Here is a 21,884-nt window from a genome sequence, read left to right as displayed (position 1 = left end):
CCCCGGATCAGCGATCCCCGGTTCGGGGCGTGAGGCGTACGGCGTGCCGTGTCCCGCCGACGAGGACGTCGACGAGGGCGGTGCCGGTACGGCGGCCGGTGCTGCTCGTCGCCGACAGCCGGTCGTGCACGCCACTGAGCAGCGCCGTCGGATCCACCGCGGAGTCCGATTCCAGCCGCAGGTCGTACAGAGCCCCGTCGGCACGCCGGATCAGCCACCGTCCGGTCTCGGCCAGGGGAGCGGCGACGGTACGGGATCCCGGACACCGCTCCAGGACGCGCGCCGTCCACTCCTCCGCCGTCCACTCCTCCGCCGTCTCGCCGCCGTCGGGCGCCGACCTGCGGAAGAGGAGGGCCGCGCTCTCCTGGTGACGGCGGGCGGCGAGCTCCGCGTCGGCGGCCAGGTGGTGGATCTCGACATCGGCCCAGGCGGGATGCCGGGTGATCCGTACCGCCGTGCCCTCGTGACGGACGTCTACGGCGAAGGCGTACGGGGTCCGGGCGGCGCCCTCCGGGACGGGAAGCGGCGCCGGATCGGCGGGGTAGGGCGGCGGGGCGAGTCCGAGCAGCCGGTACACCTCGGTCCGCAGCAGCTCCAGGGCTTCGCCCTGGCGGGCGAACGCGGTCGCCGCGGTCGCCCGCAGCTCCCCGGGCCGATGGCCGGCCACGAGAGCGTCGAGGTCGGCCGCGCCGCCGAGGACCCCGGCCCGGCCGAGGAGTTCGGCCATCGGGCTGCCCGGGATCAGCTCGGCACCGCCGTCGCAGGCGGCGACGACCGGCTGGTCCAGGGCGGCGGCGTACAGCGCCGTCGAACCGTGGTCGGTGACGACGGCGTCGGCCGCGACGAGCAGCGCGCCCCACTCCTCGTACGGCCGGGACAGCACCAGGCCCGCGTCCAGTTCGGGGGCGAGGCTCTCCCGCAGGTCGTACGTGCCGTGCTCGCTGTGCGTGTTGGGGTGCAGGACGAGGGCGACCTGCCACTCGTCGTACGGGAGGTGTGCGGCGAGTTCGCGGACGAGCCCGGGCCGTCGTTCGGCGAGGGACTCCGGGCCCCAGGTGGAGACGACCACGACCAGCCGCCGCGTACCGGTCCCCAGCGCCGCCCGGTACCGGTCGCGGCGCCCGGCGGATTCGAGGATCCGGTCGAGCGTCGGGTCCCCGACGACCACGCCCCGCCCGGCCGCGGCCGGCGCGTCGGCGGCCAGCCGCTCGATCTGGCCGGGGTGGGCGAGCGCGTGGACATCCGCGAGCGGCCGTCCCTCGGGCAGGAGGAAGAGCCCGTCGAGGCCGGAGGCGGAGTCGGCGGTGCCTTCCTGGGGCAGGGCCTTGTTGTATCCGGCGCCGTGCGGCAGGAGCACGAGCGGGCCGCCGAGCGCGGACAGTTCGCCCTTGGGGCTGGCGGCGAGCACGAGGTCGTGCCGGCCCGCGCGGGCCTCGCTCCAGGGCACGGTCCGGGCGCCGGCCCGCTCTACGGCGGCGAGGGCGGCCAGGGCGTCGACGTCGAAGACGGAACCGGGGACGAGGACGAAGCGGCGTCTGATCCGCGCGTCACCGCGGAAGACCGGGGCGACGTCGAGGAGCCGGTGCAGCGCGGCGGCCGAGCGGGCCGCGAAGAGCACGGTCCGGTCCCGCCGGTCCTGCCGTTCCTCAGCACCGGGCGGCGCAACCCCGCTGCCCGCTGCCCGCTGCCCGCTGCCCGCTGCCCGCTGCCCGCTGCCCGCTGCCCGCTGCCCGCTGGGAAAGCTTTCATCCTACTTGATTTGGATATGCCGGACATGTCATTCGCCTCAACTGCCCTCGCGGTCGAGGACGGTTCTTCGGCACCCGGCGGCATGCGGGCGATCGTACGACAGCCGCTGCCCCGTCCGTTCGAGCTCAATCCCACTCGATGGAGTGAAACACGCCAACGGCCTGATCCAGCCTCGCCAGGGTCGCGTTAATTGCGGTACGGGCGGATGCCCGTGAACACCTCCGGAAGGCAGGAAGCCATGAGGCACATTCGCCGAAGTGGTCTGGCCACACTGATGGTCACGGGTGGCGCGCTGGCGCTGTCGGCGGGCGCCGCGCACGCCGACTCCGGTGCGCAGGGCGCCGCTGTCGGTTCGCCGGGCGTGGGCTCCGGCAACACGGTTCAGCTGCCGGTGCACGTCCCCGTCAACGTCTGCGGTAACACCGTCAACGTCGTCGGACTGCTCAACCCCGCCGTCGGCAACCGCTGCGCCAACACGAGCCCGTCCAAGGGGTACGGATCGGACGCTTCCGGTGGCGGCCGGACGCACAAGGACGAGCCGGCCACGCCGCGCAGCGGCGGTCACCCCGACGGCGGCTCGCACACCGGCTCCCACAGCGGCTCCCAGGGTGGCTCCTCCAACGGCGGCGGCGCGACCGCAGAGGGGCTCGCGAAGGGCTCGCCCGGCGTGCTCTCCGGTAACGGCATCCAGCTGCCGATCGACCTCCCCGTCAACGTGAGCGGCAACTCGGTCAACGTCGTCGGCATCGGCAACCCGGTCTTCGGCAACTCCGCCGTCAACGGCCCCGGCAAGCCCGAGGCGCCGGGCGAGGAGCCCAAGCCGACGGTGCCGCCCAAGACGCTGCCCCGCCCGGTCGAGGACGCGGAGACCCCGGCCGCCCCCGCCCCGGCGCCCGGCCCGCAGGGCGACTCGGTCGAGCTCGCCAGCACCGGCTCGGACCTGGTCGGCTACGCGGCCCCGGCCGGCGCGGCCCTGCTCCTCGGCGGCGCACTCGTCTACCGCCGGGCGCGCCGGATGGGCGCGCAGGTCTGAGGTACCCGCGGGGAGGCCCCAGGCGCAAGCCCGCCCCGTTTCTCACACAGGGCGCCAGGCCCGGAGCACCGCCTCGATGGCGGGTGCGACGTTCGTCCGGGCCTGGTGCCGGGGAACCCCGCGCATGAGGAGCGTGTCGTACTCGGTGTCGACATGCCGTACGGCGGCCCGAACCGCGGCCGTGACCGCACCCCGGTCGAGCGCCCGACCCGCCGCCGTACGCCCCACCCGGCCGCTGCCCTTGCGGGCGGCGTGGGACGCGATCTCCGCGGCGCGGTCCGCGGGAATGCGCGGGAAGAGCCGCATGATCTCGGCCTCAAGGGCCGCCGTGACCTCCGCGTCACGCTCCGCGCGCCGCGCCGCGTCCCGTTCCCGCCGCCGCGCCCGTGCCTCCGCGTCCGCCAGACAGGCCGCCTCGGCCCGGGCGAGCGCGGCCTCCTCGACGAGCAGGCCCTGACGTTCGTACCGGGTGCGGCGCCGGTTGTGCCGTACGACCACGGCCCACAGCGCGCTGCCCTCCCGCGCCCGCCGCGTCAGGGCGGTGTTCCCGCGCCGCAGGAACACCAGATGGCCCAGGTCCGCGCAGTCCAGACAGACCGGTGCGTTGAACTCGACGATCATCCGCTCCAGAGGCCCCTGGGAACACTCCGAACAGCGGCGGCGCTTGAGCGGTTCGACGACGACGGGCGCGACCAGGTCCACGGCCGCCTCCTCAGTGCACGCCGGCCGCGGCCGCACCCAGCAGCGTTCCCACCATGGCGATCAGGGCCGTATCCATGACCGGTTACTCCTCGGCGCGCTCAGGAAGGTCGACAAGTCGGGGTGATAATCGTTCGATTCATCGTCATCGGACCTCTAGGGTCTGTCGCGTGGCAACGAAACTCAATCAGATCATCGCAGTGGAGAAGGGCGTCAAGTCCAGGGCGCAGCAGGACCTGACGGCGGCCCACCACGGGCTGCAGAAGCCCGCGTTGCTGGCCGGGATCTCCCGGACGTACCAGCCGAAGGACGAGGAGGGCGAGCAGCTTCCGCCCGAGTCCACGCTGGTACAGGTGAAGGCCGAGGACGTGCTGCGGGACACCGCGCGGGCGTTGACGCGGCTCTTCGACGTGACCGCCACCAAGGACTGGGCCAACTGCGAGGCGCGCGCCGACGTCACCGTCGACGGGCGCGTGCTGGTGGGCCAGGTGCCCGTCGCGTACCTCCTGTTCCTGGAGAAGCAGCTGACGGACATCCACACCTTCGTCCGTAAGCTGCCCGTCCTCGACGCGGCCGAGTCCTGGACCCAGGACCCGTCGACCGACGCGTGGAAGACCGAGGTCGTCCGCACGGTCCGGACGAAGAAGGTGCCGCGCAACCACGTCAAGGCGGAGGCGACGGACAAGCACCCGGCGCAGGTCGAGGTGTACTACGAGGACGTGCCGGTCGGTTACTGGACCACCGTGAAGTTCTCCGGCGCGCTGCCGGCCCGGCGGGTGAACGAGCTTCTGGAGCGGGTGGAGAAGCTCCAGCAGGCGGTCAAGTACGCCCGCGAGGAGGCGAACAGCGCCGAGGTCACCGACCAGCGGGTCGGCGACGCCGTCTTCGGCTACCTCTTCGGGTAGCGGAGGAACCCATGAACTCCCCGGCCACAGCATGCGGTCGGGGTGCGCGAGGAGCGCAAAGCTGAAGCTGAGCCTTGTCGTGAATGCGCGGCCCTTCTGAGAAGGGTCGCGTTCAAACTCAGACTATTGCTCCAGATTCAGTATCCGCCGCTCATCGCCGGATCGACCGGGCCCGGGCCCTGGTGCGTCGAAATGCCAGTTCGAATCTGGTCCGCCGAGCTCGATCGGCGGTGGTCCAACGGCAGGACGCGACGCAATGACGACTGACCCGGGCTCTCAAGTGCGCCGGCGTGTGATGTGAGTGGCATCGAACAGGGTCCGGGGGCAGGCTACGCCCTCGGACCCGCTCCTTTTCGAGGCTGTTTCGCGGGGCCGGAGCCCGGACGGCCTACTGCCGGTAGCCGCTCAGGAAGCGGCCGATGCGGCTGATCGCCGCGTCGAGGTCGTCGGCGTACGGCAGGGTCAGGATGCGGAAGTGGTCCGGGCGGGGCCAGTTGAAGCCGGTGCCCTGCACGACCTGGATCTTCTCGCGCAGCAGCAGGTCGAGGACGAACTTCTCGTCGTCGTGGATCTTGTGCACCTTCGGGTCGAGGCGCGGGAAGGCGTAGAGCGCGCCCTTCGGCTTCACGCAGGAGACGCCGGGGATCTCGTTGAGCTTCTCCCACGCCTTGTCGCGCTGCTCGTGGAGCCTGCCACCGGGGGCGGTGAGCTCGTGGATCGACTGCCGGCCGCCGAGCGCGGCCTGGATGGCGTACTGGGCGGGGGCGTTCGGGCACAGGCGCATGGAGGCCAGCATGGTCAGGCCCTCCAGGTAGCTCTTCGCGTGCTGCTGCGGGCCGCTGACGACCAGCCAGCCGGACCGGAATCCGGCCACCCGGTACGTCTTGGAGAGTCCGCCGAAGGTGAGCACGACGAGATCCGGGGCGAGGGAGGCGGCCGGGTAGTGCACGGCCTCGTCGTAGACGATCTGGTCGTAGATCTCGTCGGCGAAGACCATCAGGCCGTGGCGGCGGGCGAGGTCGAGGATGCCCTCCACGATCTCGCGCGGATACACGGCGCCCGTGGGGTTGTTGGGGTTGATGATGACGACGGCCCGGGTGCGGTCGGTGATCTTCGCGGCCATGTCGTCCAGGTCCGGATACCAGTCGGCCGACTCGTCGCAGAGGTAGTGCACGGCCTTGCCGCCCGCGAGGGTGGTCACCGCCGTCCACAGGGGGAAGTCGGGGGCGGGGATCAGGACCTCGTCGCCGTCCTCCAGGAGTGCCTGGACGGCCATCGAGACGAGCTCGGACACGCCGTTGCCGAGGAAGACGTCGTCGACGTCGACCTCGGGCAGCCCCATCGCCTGGTAGCGCTGGGCGACCGCGCGGCGGGCGGAGAGGATGCCGCGGGAGTCCGTGTAGCCGTGGGCCTTCGGGAGCATCCGGATCATGTCCTGGACGATCTCCTCGGGCGCCTCGAACCCGAAGAGCGCGGGGTTTCCGGTGTTGAGGCGCAGGACGCTGTGGCCCGCCTCCTCCAGGGCGTTGGCGTGCTCGATGACCGGGCCCCGGATCTCGTAGCAGACCTCGCTCAACTTGCTCGACTGCCGGAACTCCATGCGACGACCTCCCCAGAAGTATTGATGCTTGGTTTTACCAAGTTCGAGCTTGGAAAGTCCAACAACTTGTCTAGACTGCGTCGCATGCCACGTCGCCGAAGCTATGACCAGTACTGCTCCGCCGCCCGTGCCCTCGACGCGGTCGGCGACCGCTGGACGCTGCTGATCGTCCGCGAACTCCTCGCCGGGCCGCGCCGCTACACGGATCTGCACGCCGATCTCCCGGGCGTCAGCACGGACATGCTGGCCGGACGCCTCAAGGAGATGGAGGGCGCAGCCCTCGTCACGCGCCGTCGCCTGCCCCCGCCCGTCTCGGCGTACGTGTACGAGCTCACGCCGCGCGGACGCGACCTGCTGTCCGTCCTGCGGGCCCTGGCGGAGTGGGGCGCGCCGGCCCTGGAGGAGCCCCGGCCGACCGACGCGGTACGCGCCCACTGGTTCGCGATCCCGCTCCTCGGTGCCCTGGAGGGCGTGGTGACGGGAGTCGTCCAAGTGACCCTGGACGAGGGTGCGTTCCATCTACGGGTCGGGGGTGAGGGGGCCGCCTGGTACGCGGACGGACCGGCCGAGGCCCCCGACGCGCATCTGCACACGGACACCGCGACCTGCCGGGCTCTGGCGAACGGGGAGCTGACGCTCGCGGAGGCGGTGGCGGCGGGGCGGGCGCGCCTCGACGAAACGGTGAGAGTTGCTGGCTGAGATCGTTCGGCCGTCCGAAACGTGCCCTGCGGGTCACCGTATGGCCGATTCGGTGGTGGTGAACCAAGCGGCTGCTCCGAGGAGTTGGAGGGGCCCATGGGGACGGGCATATTCGTCCCGTCCGCCGCGTCGGCCACGCCGGGCAGCGGCGTGACCGGCACAGCGGCGTGACCGGCACCCAACCGGTCGTCCTCCACGTCACCTAACTGCTGCCCGAAGGCGCGCCGCTCTCCGTGGACGAGCTCGAGCCGGAGTGCGCGACTTCGTAGACTCGATCTTCGAACCCCGACGTCCATGACAAGGTCGAGCCCGTGCGATTCGAAGCCATCACCTGGGACCGGATCTCCGAGGCCGTGGCCGCGCGGGTCGACGGCGCGACGCCCGGTGACGGGGGCGCCTGGCTCAAGGTCGGCATCGACGGGGCGCCCGCGGCGCCGACCGGGGAGACCGCCGAACGGATCGCCGACGCGCTGCGGCTGCGCGGCAGGTCCGTGCTCGTCGTCGGCACCGGGGGGTTCCTCCGGCCCGCCTCGCTCCGTTACGAGTACGGGAAGCAGGACCCCGACTCGTACTACAGCGGCTGGTTCGACACCGGGGCGCTGTGGCGCGAGGTGTTCGGGCCGCTGGAGGCGGGCGGCAGCGGGCGGGTCCTGCCCGACCTCTGGGACCCCGTCACCGACCGTGCCACCCGCAGCCCGTACGTGGAACTCCCGCCCGGCGGCGTCCTCGTGGTGCACGGGCCGTTCCTTCTCGGGCACTGGTTCCCGTTCGACACGACCGTGCACCTGCGGCTCTCGCCCGGAGCACTCGCGCGCCGTACGGAGGAGGCCTGGACCCTGCCCGCCTTCGCGCGGTACGAGAACGAGGTCGGGCCGTCCGAGGCCGCCGACGTGGTCGTGCGAGCCGACGATCCGCGCCACCCGGCCTGGACGGGCCTCCCGGGCTAGCCCTTGTGGGTCGACGGCGGTCTGCCGCCCACCACGGTCACCGCCTCTGCGCCCGCCCGGCAGCCCGCCTCGGCCGCCTCCAGGGCGTCCGCCCCCGCGAGCCGGGCCGCGAGGAACGCGCCCGTGAAGGCGTCACCCGCGCCCGTGGAGTCCACCGGCCGTACGTCGGGCGGGGCCGGGACACGACCCGTGACCGCACCCGCCTCGGCGACCAGCGCGCCCCCGGCGCCCAGGGTGACCGCGACGAGCGGGAACGTACGGCTCAGGATCTCCGCCGCCTCGGCCGGATCCGTACGGCTCGTGAGCAGCCGGGCCTCGTCGGCGTTCGGGAACAACGTCTCCACGCCCGGCGTGGCCGCCAGGAACCGGTCCACGCCCAGGTGCCGAAGGAAGCCCACGGACGCCGGGTCCACGCTCACCGGAACCCCTGCCTCCTCCGCGCCGCGCATCGCCCGGAGCGCGGTTGCGCGGCTCGTCTCGGCGAAGAAGAGGTAACCGGAGAGATGGAGCCGGGCCATCCCGTGCAGGAACGTGTCGTTCCAGTCGGCGGGGGAGAGGCGCAGCGCCGCGCCGCTGTCGGTCAGGAACGTGCGCTCGGCGCCCGCGTCGACCAGGGCTATCACCGTCGCCGTACCGACCTCCGGGTCCGGGACGAGCAGCGGCCGCACGCCCGCCCGGCGGAGCGCCAGGTCGTGCCAGCGGGCCTCCTCCGTGCCGACGCGGCCGAGGATCCGTACCTGGCGACAGCCCGAACGCGCGGCCCAGCACGCGGCGTTGGCCCCCGCCCCGCCCGGCAGCCGCCGGATCTCGGCGGCCGTGTCGGTCGCGGGCGCCAGCGGGGTTCGGTGCCGGGCGACTATGTCGGTGACCACATCGCCGACGACCAGGAGACCGCTCATGCGCCGTCGTCGGCGTGGGCCGCCGCGATCCGTGCCGCGAGCCGCACATTGCCCCGCACCGCCGCCAGGTTCGCCTCCAGGGATGCGCCGCCCGTGTGCACCATCAGATACTCCAGCAGGAACGGCGTCACGGCCTGCCCGCCGATTCCCTTCTCCTTCGCCGCCGCGAGACCCTGCCCGAGGACCCGGTCGTGCAGGGCCGGATCCAACTGCTCCGCCACCGGCACCGGATTGGCGACGATCAGCGCCGCGCGGGGCTCGCCCAGCCCTTCCTTCGCCCGTATGACGCCCGCGACCTCCTCGGGTGTCCGCAGCGTCCAGTCGACCGGCTCGCCGGACGAGGCCAGATAGAACCCGGGGAAGTGCCCCGTCCCGTATCCCACGACCGTCACCCCCAGGGTCTCCAGGCGTTGCAGCGTCGCCGGGACGTCGAGGATCGACTTGACCCCCGCGCACACCACGGTGATCCCGACCCGCGAGAGCAGCCGCAGATCGGCCGACTCGTCCTGTGTCTCCGTCCACCCCCGGTGCACCCCGCCGAGCCCGCCGGTCGCGAAGACCCGGATGCCGGCCGCGTCCGCCAGCCAGGCCGTCGCGGAGACCGTCGTCGCCCCCGTCGCCCCGGTCGCGAGCGCGGGCGCGATGTCCCGGTGGCCCAGCTTCCGTACCGCCGGGTCCTCCGCGATCCGTATCAATCCGCCCTCGTCGAGGCCGACATGGGCCACGCCGTCGATCACCGCGATCGTGGCGGGCACGGCGCCCCCGGCGCGTACCAGGGATTCCAGCTCCCGGGCCACGGCCAGATTGCGCGGGCGCGGCAGGCCGTGGGCGATGATCGTGGACTCCAGCGCGACGACGGGCCGGCCCTCGTGGAGCGCCTCCCGGACTTCTTCGGACACCTGTGTGGACATGTCCCATTTCTGGCGCGACCACGAACCACTCAAACCTCGGTGGCGTGGTTCAGCCACAGCGCGGCAGCCCGGGCAGCCGCCCCGCGTCGACCACCTGGATCACCGGACGGGAACCGGAGGCCTTGGCGTTGCCCAGGCTGTACGCGACCGCCAGGGCACCGCCCCTGGCCTGTGCGTAGCCGTACGCGGGAGTGATCCGCGCGTAGGAGCCGGCTTCGAGGTCCAGGGCGTAGGAGGTCTCGGGGGTGCGCCAGGTGACCAGCCGGCCGCTGATCCGTATCTGGTCCATGCCGTCGACGGCTGGGGAGGTCGTCACGACGGCCGTCGGCCGGGCGTCCCCCGACCGCCACACCATCAGCCGGGGCGCGGTCTCGCCCTCCACCCACGCCCAGGTCCCGCCGCCACCACTGCCCGTACCGCCGTCGGAGACGATGGCGCGGATGTCCCGGAGCGCGGCCAACGGCCCGGGCGGCGTGGCCGGGCGGCCGTCCGCGAGGGAGACGGCGGCGAGCCGGGTGCCGGAACCCGCCGACTCGCGCCACACGAGCAGGCCGCCCGCGACGAACGGCGCGTCCATCACACCCGTACGCAGGGCCCGTGGGGCGCCGCCCGTCACCGCGGCCGCGTACACCGTGGCCCTGCCGTCGCCGACGCCCTGCGCCCAGTGGACCGTGCCGTCGCGGACGACCGGCTGGGGGAGCGGACCCGGGAGGTCGGCCCGGGCGAGCCGCCGGGAGGTACCCGTCTCGGCATCCCACACGTACAGGCTCCACGGGCTGTCCAGGGTCCGTCCTTCCAGGACGGCGAAGGCGGCCCACCGCCGGCCGTCGAAGTCGGCCGCGAGCAGTTGGTGTTCGACCGGGTCGGCGAGATCCAGCAGGATGCGGCGCGCGCCGTCTCCGCGTACCAGAGCGGCCCGCCGGCGGTCGCCGGTGCTGAGCTGGACGACCGTCCAGCCGGGACCGGTGTCGGTCAGCACCGCCCGCTCCCCGGCAGGGGCCCGCAGCTCGCCGGCGTCGAGCGCGGAGCGCCAGGCGGCGGGGAGGTCCACCTCGCAGGCGGCGGTGAGCGCGGTCGGCGCGGTCGGCGTGGCCGTTCGGGGCGCCGGGGCGGTGGGCCGGTCCGGCGTCGGATCGGGGCCGGACCGCGCCGACGAGCATCCCGCGAACAGGAGGCCCGTCAGCAGCAGCGCGAGAGCCCGTCCCCCTACGGGGGAGGAGGGCCGGGGAGTCCTACCAGACGTAGCCACGGCCGCCCATGATGGTGGTGATGGTGTCGGACGAGATGCGCGCCGACTTGGGGACCGAGCCGGCCCACGAGATCACGCTCGTGCTCACCCCGCCCACCGGGTCGAGGTAGTTGACCTGTCCGGCGGCGGTGTCCGTGTTGTAGCCGTCGATCGAGACCCAGTGGAATATCTCGATGTTGGGGTGGCCTACGAGGTGGGGGCCGCCCGGGACCTCCCAGGCGTTGCCGGCTATCGCGTAGTCGTTGTCGGTGTTGTAGGTGATGTGCTGCTTGAAGTTCGCCTTGTCGGTGACGGTCGGGGTGTACGGCAGTGCTCGGGGTACGTAACCGGCGCCGGGCAGGCGGTAGTTCAGCGCGTCGGCCATCGGATAGCCGGTCGGGTTCGGCACGTTGATGTTGACGCCGTACCAGGCCGTGCCGCTGGTGTTGGTCTTGAGGAGGGTCGCCGCGTCCTGCTGCGAGCGGCCCGCGACCTCGTCGCGCGCGGACTGCGTGATCACGAGGGCGGCGGGGCCGCACCAGTACGAGTTCTTCTGCGACTGGTGGAGGCCGCCGGAGACCTTGTAGCCCGCCAGCGCCGCCCGGGTGCGGACACCCTCGTGGGCTCCGGCCGCCGCGGCTTCCTTGGCGGTGTTCAGTCGCAGCTGGGCCGGGGTGAGGTGCTGCGGGCCGAGCGCGTCGTGCGTGGCCTTGTAGGAGGCGCCGGGGGCCTGGGGTTCGGGGGCGTCCGGGCCGGCGGAGGCCTGGGCCGCGGGAGCGGCCGCGAGCGCCGCGAGGAGGGCGGCGGCGGTCAGGACGGTGGTGCGGGGGGCCGTGCGGGAGGTGAGGGGCTTCGCGGGCATCGCACTCTCCTGTCGGAGGTGGGGGAGGAGGTCACGAGGGGAGTTTGACGCGCGCACGCCAAGCTTGACAGGGGGCTCGGCGGATTCCCCCCGACCAGCATTGGGCGCACCAAAGGCGCCACATGTGACCAGCGGGGACATGGGTTCGTAACCTGTCCCGCCACCCCCGGCCTTCGGCTTTGCGGCGCCGCGCCGCCGCCCTCGACGGCTTGCGCGTATGAGTGATTCCGCCCTTGAGGTGACTGATATGTCCATCTGTCACCTATACGCCGCCGACCCGCCCGGCCACGACCTGACGTACTCCGACTGGGGGTGTGCGTGCCCGCCTGCGGAATCAGTGGCCGGGCGCCCGTGGCGCCCGGCCGGGAAAGTCAGGTGCCCGGCCCCGGCTCCGTAAGGAGCGCTGCTCGGCGTCGCCGGGTGCTCTCCGGGAGGGTGGTGCGGATTCCGTCGCCGTCGTGCGATTCGGCGAAGTCGCCTGGTGGGAGGCGAAGTGGAGTCGAATCCTCCAGCCCGTCCCGGCCTTGGGGCGGCCCCGGGCCCCCGCTACAGTCACCGCCCATGACGACACATGACCAGGCCTCTTTCGCCGTCCACATCCCCGACGCGGAGCTGGAGCCCGAGCCGCTCGACCCCGACCAGATCGTCTCCGGTACGCCCGAGGTGACCGGCAAGGTCCTCTGGGAGTCCGCCGACGGCAGGCAGGTGCGCGGCATCTGGCAGATCACCCCCGGAGTGGTGACCGACACGGAGGCCAACGAACTCTTCGTCGTCGTCAGCGGGCGCGCCACCGTCGCCGTCGAGGGCGGTGCCACGCTGGAGGTCGGAGCCGGTGACGCGTGTGTGCTGCGCGAGGGGGACCGGACCACCTGGACGGTCCACGAGACGCTGCGCAAGGCGTACCACATCAGCCTCTGACGGCACGGGGGATATCGGATCCAAGATCCTGGATCCGATATCCGATATCCAAGATCCTGGATCCAAGAGTCGATATCCGATATCCGAAGTCCCCTTGGCGTCGCCGGGGTCAGGCGCGTCGCAGCACTCCGCGTACCGCCAGTGCCGCCATCGGCAGCAGCAGGCATGCGCCCACCAGGTTCAGCCAGCCGTAGCCCGCCCGGGCCACGATCAGACCGGCCATCAGGCCGCCGATTCCGGCGGCGGTGTTCATGATGAAGTCCGACAGGCCCTGGACGGCCGCCCGGGCGGCCTGCGGTACGGAGTCCGTGAGCAGCGCGGAGCCCGATACCAGGCCGGCCGACCAGCCCAGGCCGAGGACGAAGAGGCCCGCCGCGGTCTGGCCGTGGCTCGGACCCGCCGTGCCGGCGAGCAACGCCGCCACGCAGAGGAGTCCGACCGCGAGCCCGATGACGGAGAGCCGGCCCAGTCGGTCCGACAGCCAGCCCATCACGGGCGAGAAGGCGTACATGCCGGCGATGTGCCCGCTGATCACCAGGCCGATCAGCTGGATCCCGGCGCCGTGATGGCTCAGGGCCACCGGGGTCATCGACATGATCGAGACCATCGCGGTGTGCGAGGCGGCCACGGTCACCAGCGCGAGGCGGGCGCCGGCGGCCTCCCGTACGGCCCGCATGCCCGCCCGGAGCGAGCGGGCCGCGGCGGCCTCCTGGCCCTCCTCGGGAGCGGCCAGGGCGCGGGCCGTCAGCAGCGGGTCGGGGCGCAGCAGCACCGCCACGACGAGCGCGGCGACGAGGAACACGCCGGCCGCCCAGACGAAGGGTCCTGCCGTCGCCGGGATGCCGAGGCCCGCCACGCTCTCCCCGGCGGGTGCGGCGATGTTGGGCCCGAGCACCGCGCCGATGGTCGTGGCCCAGACGACGGTGGAGATGGCCCGGCCCCGGTGGTCGGGTTCGGCCAGGTCGGCGGCGGCGAACCGGGCCGCGAGGTTCGCCGAGGACGCGGCGCCGAAGCCGACCAGGCCGGCGAGGAGCAGGGGGAAGCTGCCGACGACCGCCCCGAGGACGACGACTCCGGCGCCCAGGGCCCCGATCAGATAGGCCAGCACGAGTCCGGGCCGCCGTCCCCGCGCGCTCATGAGGGCGGCCAGCGGCATGGCGAGCAGAGCGGGACCTGCCACCGAGGCCGTCGAGGCCAGGCCCGACAGGGCCTCCGAGCCGCTGACGTCCTTGGCAAGGACGGCGGCGAGGGCGATACCGGTGGCGATACCGAGCCCGCCGAGGATCTGGCCGGCGATCAGCACGGCCTGTGTGCGCCGCCGGAGCGTCGCCAGCCGCTGGGCGGTCGCCGCGTCGGCCGTGACAGGGGCGGATATCTCCGGAGGAGGCGTGACGCCGGGGGCGTCAGGGGCATCGGGGCTCTTGGTCACTTACGTGAGTGTGCCAGCCGCCCCCGCGCCCCACACCCCTCAGAACAACGGCTGCGGCAGCACGCCCTCCAGCGCCAGCAGCGTCCGCTTGGTCTCCAGGCCGCCGCCGAAGCCGCCGATCCCGCCGTCGCTCTCCACCACCCGGTGGCACGGCACGACCACCGGCAGCGGGTTGGCGCCCATCGCCGCCCCGACGGCCTGCGCGGCGCCCGGCTGACCGACCCGCTTCGCCAGGTCTCCGTACCCGACGACCGCCCCGAACGGCACGCCCTCCGCCAGCTCGCGCAGCACCTGCCGGTTGAAGCCCGCCGTCAGGGTCCAGTCCAGCGGCAGGTCGAAGGCGCGCCGCCCGCCGGCGAAGTACTCCGCGAGCTGCCGTATCGGCTCGGCGAGCCGGCCCTCCGAGCTCTCCACCGGCTCCGCGCCGAGCTGCCGGCCCAGCGGGTCGATCGCCGCCTCCCGCACCGCCTCGTCGGCGTGGAAGACCACGCTCACAAGACCGCGATCGGTCGCGGCGAGCAGCAGGGGACCGATGTCGCTCGGCACGACCGCCCATTCCACCGTGGTGTCCATGAAGCTCACGGTACGACCGGGCACTGACATCACCGTCATCACGGCCCGGTCTCGGCTCGGTCTCACCGGTGCCAAATCCCGGACCTCGTGGTCAGGCGGCCGTCCGCGGGCCATAATCTCGCCCCGGTAGGACTACTCGGCAGTACCGCCGATTTCGGACGACGGGGCACCACGGAGTGGAAGGACAGACGCTCATGCAGGGCACGGTCGACGGTTTCAGCTACGGCCTCGTCACACCGGTCGCCGCATTCGTCATGGCCTGCCTCGGCGGCGCCCTGGGCCTGCGCTGCACCACCAGGTCCCTGCGCCACCGCGACACCTTCAAGGCCGGCTGGCTCGCCCTCGGCGCTACCTCGATAGGCAGCGGCATCTGGACGATGCACTTCATCGCCATGATGGGCTTCTCCGTCGACCAGGCGCCGATCAGCTACGACCGCCCCATCACCTTCGCCAGCCTGGGCGTCGCCATCCTGATGGTGGGCATCGGCATCTTCATCGTCGGCTACCGCGGTGCCACCCCGCTCACCCTGGTCACCGGTGGCACCATCACCGGTCTCGGCATCGCCACCATGCACTACCTCGGCATGGCCGGAATGCGACTCCAAGGGACGATCGGCTACGACACTCTCACGGTCGCCCTCTCCGTCGTGATCGCCGTCGTCGCGGCCACCACCGCCCTCTGGGCGGCCGTCTCGGTCCACGGATTCCTGGCCAGCCTCGGCGCCAGCCTGGTGATGGGCCTCGCCGTCAGCGGAATGCACTACACCGCCATGGCGGCCGTCAACGTCCAAGTGCACGGCATGGGCGACGCCGCCGGCAGCGGTGACACCGCAACCTCGCTCCTCCTCCCGATGCTGATCGGCCCCGCCGTCTTCCTGCTCCTCGCCGCCGTGGTCGTCATGTTCGACCCGCTGCTCGTCATGGGCGACCCCGACTGGCAGCGCCCCACGGCCCACGGCCCCCACCGCCCCGGCGTGCCCGCCCCGCGCCGCGCCCCCGCCTACGGCGAGCCCGCGAACTGGTCCGCCCGGCGGCCGCCCGCACGCGCCGGACGCGGCGCCGGCGGCGGTCGCAAGAACGCCGGCCGGGGCGCCCATCGCTCCCAGGAGTGGTGAGAAGCGACTCCCCGAGCGACTCCACGCGCCGGCTCTCGGAGCAGCCCTCCGAGCGGCTCCCTCAGCGGCACCCGAGCAGCCCCCCGAGCCGGTCACCCAGCACCCCGTGAGCCGTCCGCGGCCCGACTGTCAGTGGGGGGTCGTACGGTGGTTCCATGCGGCCTGTTTCCCAGATCGAACGTACGGTGGCGCCTTTCGAGGTCGTCAGCCCCTACCAGCCCAGCGGCGACCAGCCCGCGGCGATCGCCGAGCTCGACCGGCGCATCCGCGCGGGCGAGAAGGACGTCGTCCTCCTCGGCGCGACCGGCACCGGCAAGTCCGCCACCACCGCGTGGATGATCGAGAAGCTGCAGCGCCCCACGCTCGTGATGGCGCCGAACAAGACACTGGCCGCCCAGCTGGCCAACGAGTTCCGCGAGCTCCTGCCGAACAACGCGGTCGAGTACTTCGTCTCGTACTACGACTACTACCAGCCCGAGGCGTACGTCCCGCAGTCGGACACCTACATCGAGAAGGACTCCTCGATCAACGAGGAGGTCGAGCGGCTCCGCCACTCCGCGACGAACTCGCTGCTGACCCGCCGGGACGTGATCGTGGTGGCCTCGGTCTCCTGCATCTACGGCCTCGGCACCCCGCAGGAGTACGTGGACCGGATGGTCCCGCTCAAGGTCGGCGAGGAGATCGACCGCGACCAGCTGCTGCGCCGTTTCGTCGACATCCAGTACACGCGCAACGACCTGGCGTTCACCCGGGGCACCTTCCGGGTCCGCGGCGACACCATCGAGATCTTCCCGGTCTACGAGGAGCTCGCCGTCCGCATCGAGATGTTCGGCGACGAGATCGAGGCCCTCTCCACGCTCCACCCGCTCACCGGCGAGATCATCAGCGAGGACAACGAGCTGTACGTCTTCCCCGCCAGCCACTACGTGGCGGGCCCGGAGCGCATGGAGAAGGCGGTCGACGGCATCGAGCGCGAGCTGGAGACTCGGCTCGCCGAGCTGGACAAGCAGGGCAAGATGCTGGAGGCCCAGCGTCTGCGCATGCGCACCACGTACGACATCGAGATGATGCGCCAGATCGGCTCCTGCTCCGGCATCGAGAACTACTCGATGCACTTCGACGACCGCGAGCCCGGCTCCGCGCCCAACACGCTCCTCGACTACTTCCCCGAGGACTTCCTGCTCGTCATCGACGAGTCGCACGTCACCGTGCCGCAGATCGGCGCGATGTACGAGGGCGACGCCTCCCGCAAGCGGACCCTGGTCGACCACGGCTTCCGGCTGCCCTCCGCGCTCGACAACCGCCCGCTGAAGTGGGAGGAGTTCCAGAAGCGGATCGGCCAGACCGTCTACCTCTCGGCCACCCCCGGCACGTACGAGCTGTCGCGCGGCGACGGCTTCGTGGAGCAGATCATCCGTCCCACCGGCCTGGTCGACCCCGAGGTCGTCGTCAAGCCGACCGAGGGCCAGATCGACGACCTGGTCCACGAGATCCGGCTGCGCACCGAGAAGGACGAGCGGGTCCTCGTCACCACGCTCACCAAGAAGATGGCCGAGGACCTCACCGACTACTTCCTGGAGCTCGGCATCCAGGTCCGCTATCTGCACAGCGACGTCGACACCCTGCGCCGTATCGAGCTGCTGCGCGAGCTGCGGGCCGGCGAGTACGACGTCCTGGTCGGCATCAACCTGCTCCGTGAAGGCCTCGACCTGCCCGAGGTCTCCCTCGTCGCCATCCTCGACGCCGACAAGCAGGGCTTCCTGCGCTCGGGCACCTCGCTGATCCAGACCATCGGCCGCGCGGCGCGCAACGTCTCCGGACAGGTCCACATGTACGCGGACACCGTCACGCCCGCGATGGAGAAGGCCATCGACGAGACCAACCGCCGCCGCGAGAAGCAGGTCGCGTACAACACCGCCAACGGCATCGACCCGCAGCCGCTGCGCAAGAAGATCAACGACATCGTCGCCACCATCGCCCGCGAGGAGGTCGACACCGAGCAGCTCCTCGGGACCGGCTACCGACACGAGAAGGGCGCCAAGGCACCCGTCCCCTCCCTCACCGCCCACGCGCCGAAGAGCAAGGCCAAGGGCGGCAAGGCGGGCGCCACGGTCGAGCTCGGCGACCGCCCGGCGACCGAACTCGCCGCGATCATCGAGGAGATGACCGACCGGATGCGCGCCGCCGCGGCGGAGCTGCAATTCGAGGTGGCGGCCCGGCTGCGGGACGAAGTGGGCGAGCTGAAGAAGGAGTTGCGCCAGATGAAGGAGGCGGGACTCGCGTGACGCCCGGGGCGCCCCCGCGGCGCCCGGTGTGTTGCAAGACCGACACAAATCCGGTCCCTCTCTCCTGCGCTGTCGGTGCCCCTGCGTAGGGTGCTGGGAAACCGCACGCACAGCGAGGGCGGCGGCGGGGATCGCTAGAGAGGGGACTGCGCGTGACGGTCAACATGACCAAGGGTCAGGCCATCAGCCTGGAGAAGCAGGGCGGCGGCAGCCTGTCGTCCGTCCGGATGGGGCTCGGCTGGCAGGCGGCGCCCCGGCGGGGCCTGTTCGGCTCGCGTACGCGCGAGGTCGACCTGGACGCCTCCGCGGTGCTCTTCGCCGACAAGCAGCCGGTGGACGTGGTCTTCTTCCGGCACCTGGTCAGTGACGACGGCTCGGTCCGGCACACCGGCGACAACCTGGTGGGCGGCGCGGGGCAGGGCGGTGACGACGAGTCGATCCTGGTCGACCTCCAGCGCGTCCCCGTCCACATCGACCAGATCGTCTTCACGGTGAACTCCTTCACCGGGCAGACCTTCCAGGAGGTGCAGAACGCCTTCTGCCGGATCGTCGACGAGGCCAACGGCCAGGAGCTCGCGCGCTACACCCTGGACGGCGGCGGCCAGTACACCGCGCAGATCATGGCGAAGGTGCACCGGGCCGGTTCCGGCTGGCAGATGACCGCTCTGGGCAACCCGGCCAACGGCCGGACGTTCCAGGACCTCATGCCCGCGATCCTGCCGCACCTCTAGGCCGGCACCGCAGGCACACCCACAGCTCCCGGAGGCAGCAGGCCGCCGGGAGCTGTCCCGCATGACCATCGGATCCGAGGGGACAGAGTCGATGACGGCCGAGCTGGTCCGGGGGCAGAACCACCCCCTGCCCGACACCCGACTGGAGATCCGCGTCTCGGCCGGTCATCCGGTCGTCGCCGGAGCCACCCTCGGAGACGAGGGGGGCCGGGTCGCCGGGGTCGAGTGGATCGCCCACCCCGGCTCGCCGTCGCTGCCCGGTGTCGAGGTCTCCCAGCAGGCCGCCGCCGACCACCGCCTCGCCGTCGACCTGGAAGCGGTCCCGGCCGCCGTGCACCGCCTCTCGGTCCTCCTGGCGCTGCCCGTCGGCGTCGGCGGACCGACCCGTTTCGGCGCCGCCGCGGCCCCCTTCGTCGCCGTCACGGGCCTCGACGGCACCGAGATCGCCACGTACACGATCACCGGCCTGGACCGCGAATCCGCCGTCGTCGCCCTGGAGCTGTACCGCCGTCAGGGCGCGTGGAAGGTCCGCGCGATGGGACAGGGGTACGAGGGAGGCCTGGCCGCCATGCTCGGCGACCAGGGTCTCGACCGCCCCGCCGACCTGGCCGCCACGATCCTGGAGGCCGTGTCCAGGGGCCTGGCCCGCTCGGTGTCCGCCCCGCCCGCACGGGTCCCCGAGGCCGGGCGCGTACGCCACTCCGCGCCGACGGCGCACGATCCGACGGCGCACGACCCGACGGCCGCCGAGCCGATGACCGTCGCGGACGTGGCTCCCACGCTCCCGGTGACACCGCCGCCCCCGGCGGCCGGACCGACCACGGGCGGCGGCCCCATCAACTACGCCCACCCCAGCCGCCGCGCAGCCGCATCCGAGCCGCCCCGGCAGGCCCCGCCCGTTCCCGTCGCCGGGGACGCCAGTGGCTGGTCCATGGACGAGCGGCTCTACAACCAGGTGTGGGGCATGTTCGAGGACCTGGCCCGCACCACCGCCGCGTACCGCAGCGCCTGCGACTTCGCCGAGTCCCGCCTCGACAAGGAGCTCGACGGCGTGCTCTCCGATCCGCGCAGCCGGATCGGCGGCGCCGGGGACGCCGCCCGCGAGGCCGCCCGGGCCAAGCACGACGAGCTCACCACGCGGGCCCAGGAGGTCCTGGACCGGGACCTCGCCCAGCTCACCGCCGAGTCCGAGGTCGTCGAACCGGCGCTGCCCGCCGCCTACGCCCGCTGGGACAACCCCGTCTGGCACGCCTACCGCGTCCCCATGGAAGCCCCGATGGCCGTCCGCCTGGGCGACCTCCACCTCCCCGAGCGGACCGACCTGCGCATCCCGATGCTGGTCCGGCTCCCGCTGGAGCGCGGGCTCTGGGTCGACTCGGGGCGCGGACGCTCCGAGGCGGCGGGGCTGCTCGACGAGGCGGAGCTCCGCCGGCTCGCGATGGACACCGCCGTCGCGCACGCCGCGCGGCTGCTCGCGGTGTACCCGCCCGGCGAGTTCACCGTCCATGTCATCGACCCGGCCGGCTCGGCGGCGGCGGCGCTCGCCCCGCTGGTCGAGGCGGGCGTGCTCGCCGGCCCGCCGGCCGCCGGAGCGGCCGGGGTCTCGGCCGTCCTCGACCGGCTCACCGAGCGGGTGGACCTGGTGCAGATGGCGCTGCGCGCGGGCGCGCCCGACGCGCTGCCGCCCGGCATGGACACCGCCGAGCAGCTGCTGATCGTCCATGACTTCCCGCACGGTTTCGACGACCGCGCGGTCACCCGGCTTCGCTACCTCGCGGACGAGGGCCCGGCGGTCGGGGTGCATCTCCTGATGGTCGCGGACCGCGAGGACGCCTCCGCGTACGGCCCGGTGCTCGACCCGCTGTGGCGTTCGCTGCTGCGGATCACTCCCGTACCGGACGACCATCTCGCCGATCCGTGGGTCGGTCACGCCTGGACGTACGAGCCGCCGCGCTTCCCGTCCGGCAGCCGGGTGCTGCCCCAGGTCCTCGCGCGGGTGTCCGAGGCCCGTCGCGAATGGGGTCGCTGACGCGCCGCTGACCTGCGCCTTTGGTGCCTCTTTATCCTGGCCTTTACCTTCTCTTGGTTCTTCGGGTAGTCTTCTTGGCGCGGAGGGGAGTACTCCCCATGCGCGGCGTTCCCGTCAATACGGACGTACCCCGAGCGGGGGCGATCCCGGGGCGTCGGCCCGGCCCCGTCACACAGGGCACGGGTGGAAGAGACCTCCGGCAGCGACGACGCTGATCAAGTAGCCGTAGCTATCTGCCGGAGGCGCAGTGGACGTTTCATTGAACATGTGGCTCCTCACCATCCTGGCCCTTGCGGCCCTGATCGGTGTGGACTTCTTCATCGGGCGCAAGCCCCACGACGTCTCGACCAAGGAAGCGGGCATCTGGACAGTCGTCTGGATCGCACTGGCCGTGATCTTCGGACTCGGGCTGATGGTGTTCGGCGAGACCCAGGCCTCCGGCGAGTTCTTCGCGGGCTTCATCACCGAGAAGTCCTTGAGCGTCGACAACCTCTTCGTCTTCGTGCTGATCATGGCGAAGTTCTCGGTGCCGTCGCACCTCCAGCAACGGGTACTGCTGATCGGCGTACTGATCGCCCTGGTGCTGCGTGCGATCTTCATCGCCGCCGGCGCCGCGGTCATCGCCAACTTCTCGTGGGTCTTCTACATCTTCGGCGCGTTCCTCATCTACACCGCCTGGAAGCTCATCCAGGAAGCCCGCGCCGGTGAGGAGGCGGAGGCGCCCGAGGAGAACCTTCTGCTCAAGAAGATCGAGAAGAAGTTCGGCGTCGCCGACCAGTACCACGGCACGAAGCTCTTCATCCGAAAGAACGGCAAGCGCATCCTGACGCCGCTGATGGTCGTCATGCTCGCCATCGGCATGACCGACGTGCTGTTCGCCCTGGACTCGATCCCGGCGATCTTCGGCCTCACCCAGGACCCGTACATCGTCTTCACCGCCAACGCCTTCGCCCTGATGGGTCTGCGGCAGCTGTACTTCCTGATCGGCGGCCTGCTCAAGAAGCTGGTCCACCTCAGCTACGGTCTGTCGGTGATCCTCGGCTTCATCGGCGTGAAGCTGGTGCTGCACGCCCTGCACGAGTCCGGGGTGAACGTGCCGGTGATCTCCATCCCGTTCTCGCTCGCCGTCATCTGTGGCGTCCTGATCGTCACGACGATCACCAGCCTGATCGCCTCCAAGAAGCAGGCGGAGCGCGAGGCCGCCGAGGCCGGCGAGACCGAGAAGGACAGCGTCGGCGCCTGACCGGGTACGGAACGGCACCGTAGAAACGC

At 72.0% G+C, this 21,884-nt stretch carries 19 protein-coding genes; 10 read left to right on the top strand and 9 right to left on the bottom strand.

The genetic code is table 11. The annotated features are described in order from the left end of the window. Positions 1-7 precede the first annotated feature (7 nt). Positions 8-1,618: a translation initiation factor 2 gene (locus Q5762_RS05370; RefSeq protein ID WP_315890790.1), complete on the bottom strand. Its 1,611-nt coding sequence runs from the start codon at positions 1,616-1,618 to the stop codon at positions 8-10. Between the two features lie 369 nt (positions 1,619-1,987). Here Q5762_RS05370 and Q5762_RS05365 point away from each other — a divergent pair, with 369 nt between their 5' ends. Further along, positions 1,988-2,782, top strand: coding sequence for a chaplin (locus Q5762_RS05365; RefSeq protein WP_315890789.1), 795 nt, complete (start codon positions 1,988-1,990; stop codon positions 2,780-2,782). 42 nt (positions 2,783-2,824) lie between these two features. Here Q5762_RS05365 and Q5762_RS05360 read toward each other — a convergent pair whose 3' ends face one another. Beyond that, positions 2,825-3,484 (bottom strand): DUF2293 domain-containing protein, encoded by a 660-nt coding sequence (locus Q5762_RS05360; protein ID WP_315890788.1) that lies wholly within the window; start codon positions 3,482-3,484, stop codon positions 2,825-2,827. 167 nt (positions 3,485-3,651) lie between these two features. Here Q5762_RS05360 and Q5762_RS05355 point away from each other — a divergent pair, with 167 nt between their 5' ends. Next, complete coding sequence (locus tag Q5762_RS05355; protein WP_315890787.1) at positions 3,652-4,386, top strand: hypothetical protein; 735 nt, start codon at positions 3,652-3,654, stop codon at positions 4,384-4,386. 388 nt (positions 4,387-4,774) lie between these two features. Here the strand turns inward: Q5762_RS05355 and Q5762_RS05350 are convergent, their stop codons facing one another. Further along, on the bottom strand, positions 4,775-5,986 hold the full coding sequence (locus Q5762_RS05350) for a pyridoxal phosphate-dependent aminotransferase (protein ID WP_315890786.1): 1,212 nt from the start codon (positions 5,984-5,986) through the stop codon (positions 4,775-4,777). Between the two features lie 84 nt (positions 5,987-6,070). On the opposite strand from Q5762_RS05350, the gene Q5762_RS05345 reads away from it, so the two are divergent. Both Q5762_RS05345 and Q5762_RS05340 read left to right on the top strand, forming a co-directional pair. Next, positions 6,071-6,685, top strand: coding sequence for a helix-turn-helix domain-containing protein (locus tag Q5762_RS05345; protein WP_315890785.1), 615 nt, complete (start codon positions 6,071-6,073; stop codon positions 6,683-6,685). A gap of 311 nt (positions 6,686-6,996) precedes the next feature. Then, complete coding sequence (locus Q5762_RS05340) at positions 6,997-7,632, top strand: uridine kinase (RefSeq protein ID WP_315890784.1); 636 nt, start codon at positions 6,997-6,999, stop codon at positions 7,630-7,632. Here the strand turns inward: Q5762_RS05340 and Q5762_RS05335 are convergent. Genes Q5762_RS05335 through Q5762_RS05320 form a run of 4 tightly spaced genes read right to left on the bottom strand, consistent with a single transcriptional unit; the run spans position 7,629 to position 11,532 of the window. After that, entirely contained in the window at positions 7,629-8,531 is a 903-nt protein-coding gene (locus tag Q5762_RS05335) for a PfkB family carbohydrate kinase (protein WP_315890783.1), read from the bottom strand. The two genes, Q5762_RS05340 and Q5762_RS05335, sit on opposite strands and share 4 nt — an antisense overlap. Beyond that, the gene (locus tag Q5762_RS05330) at positions 8,528-9,442 is read right to left on the bottom strand and encodes a pseudouridine-5'-phosphate glycosidase (RefSeq protein ID WP_315890782.1); all 915 of its coding nucleotides are present in this window, start codon (positions 9,440-9,442) and stop codon (positions 8,528-8,530) included. Before Q5762_RS05330 ends, Q5762_RS05335 begins: the two co-directional genes overlap by 4 nt. 49 nt (positions 9,443-9,491) lie before the next feature. Next, positions 9,492-10,691, bottom strand: a complete 1,200-nt coding sequence (locus tag Q5762_RS05325) for a hypothetical protein (RefSeq protein ID WP_315890781.1) — start codon at positions 10,689-10,691, stop codon at positions 9,492-9,494. Beyond that, positions 10,675-11,532, bottom strand: coding sequence for a hypothetical protein (locus Q5762_RS05320; protein ID WP_315890780.1), 858 nt, complete (start codon positions 11,530-11,532; stop codon positions 10,675-10,677). Before Q5762_RS05320 ends, Q5762_RS05325 begins: the two co-directional genes overlap by 17 nt. A gap of 561 nt (positions 11,533-12,093) precedes the next feature. On the opposite strand from Q5762_RS05320, the gene Q5762_RS05315 reads away from it, so the two are divergent. Then, positions 12,094-12,450: a cupin domain-containing protein gene (locus Q5762_RS05315; protein WP_315890779.1), complete on the top strand. Its 357-nt coding sequence runs from the start codon at positions 12,094-12,096 to the stop codon at positions 12,448-12,450. 109 nt (positions 12,451-12,559) lie between these two features. On the opposite strand, the gene Q5762_RS05310 is transcribed toward Q5762_RS05315, so the two are convergent. Both Q5762_RS05310 and Q5762_RS05305 read right to left on the bottom strand, forming a co-directional pair. Then, positions 12,560-13,879 (bottom strand): MFS transporter, encoded by a 1,320-nt coding sequence (locus Q5762_RS05310; protein WP_399494486.1) that lies wholly within the window; start codon positions 13,877-13,879, stop codon positions 12,560-12,562. 39 nt (positions 13,880-13,918) lie between these two features. After that, entirely contained in the window at positions 13,919-14,452 is a 534-nt protein-coding gene (locus tag Q5762_RS05305; protein WP_315890778.1) for a methylated-DNA--[protein]-cysteine S-methyltransferase, read from the bottom strand. A 194-nt stretch (positions 14,453-14,646) separates the two neighbouring features. Between Q5762_RS05305 and Q5762_RS05300 the strand changes: the two genes are divergently transcribed. The 5 genes from Q5762_RS05300 (at position 14,647) to Q5762_RS05280 (ending at position 21,855) form a co-directional block, all read left to right on the top strand. Continuing rightward, positions 14,647-15,567 carry an MHYT domain-containing protein gene (locus tag Q5762_RS05300; RefSeq protein WP_315890777.1) on the top strand — a complete coding sequence of 307 codons (921 nt, stop codon included), beginning with the start codon at positions 14,647-14,649 and terminating at the stop codon, positions 15,565-15,567. Positions 15,568-15,722: 155 nt separating this feature from the next. After that, positions 15,723-17,852 (top strand): excinuclease ABC subunit UvrB, encoded by a 2,130-nt coding sequence (uvrB, locus tag Q5762_RS05295; RefSeq protein WP_315890776.1) that lies wholly within the window; start codon positions 15,723-15,725, stop codon positions 17,850-17,852. Between the two features lie 152 nt (positions 17,853-18,004). Further along, on the top strand, positions 18,005-18,583 hold the full coding sequence (locus Q5762_RS05290; RefSeq protein WP_315890775.1) for a TerD family protein: 579 nt from the start codon (positions 18,005-18,007) through the stop codon (positions 18,581-18,583). A 91-nt stretch (positions 18,584-18,674) separates the two neighbouring features. After that, complete coding sequence (locus Q5762_RS05285; RefSeq protein WP_315891091.1) at positions 18,675-20,612, top strand: TerD family protein; 1,938 nt, start codon at positions 18,675-18,677, stop codon at positions 20,610-20,612. Between the two features lie 247 nt (positions 20,613-20,859). Further along, positions 20,860-21,855 (top strand): TerC family protein, encoded by a 996-nt coding sequence (locus Q5762_RS05280; RefSeq protein WP_315890774.1) that lies wholly within the window; start codon positions 20,860-20,862, stop codon positions 21,853-21,855. The last annotated feature ends 29 nt before the right edge of the window (positions 21,856-21,884 follow it).

Source organism: Streptomyces sp. P9(2023) (assembly GCF_032436795.1).
Classification (GTDB): domain Bacteria; phylum Actinomycetota; class Actinomycetes; order Streptomycetales; family Streptomycetaceae; genus Streptomyces.
The sequence above is the reverse complement of the archived record's forward strand: the minus strand, read 5'-3'. Positions and strand labels throughout refer to the sequence as shown.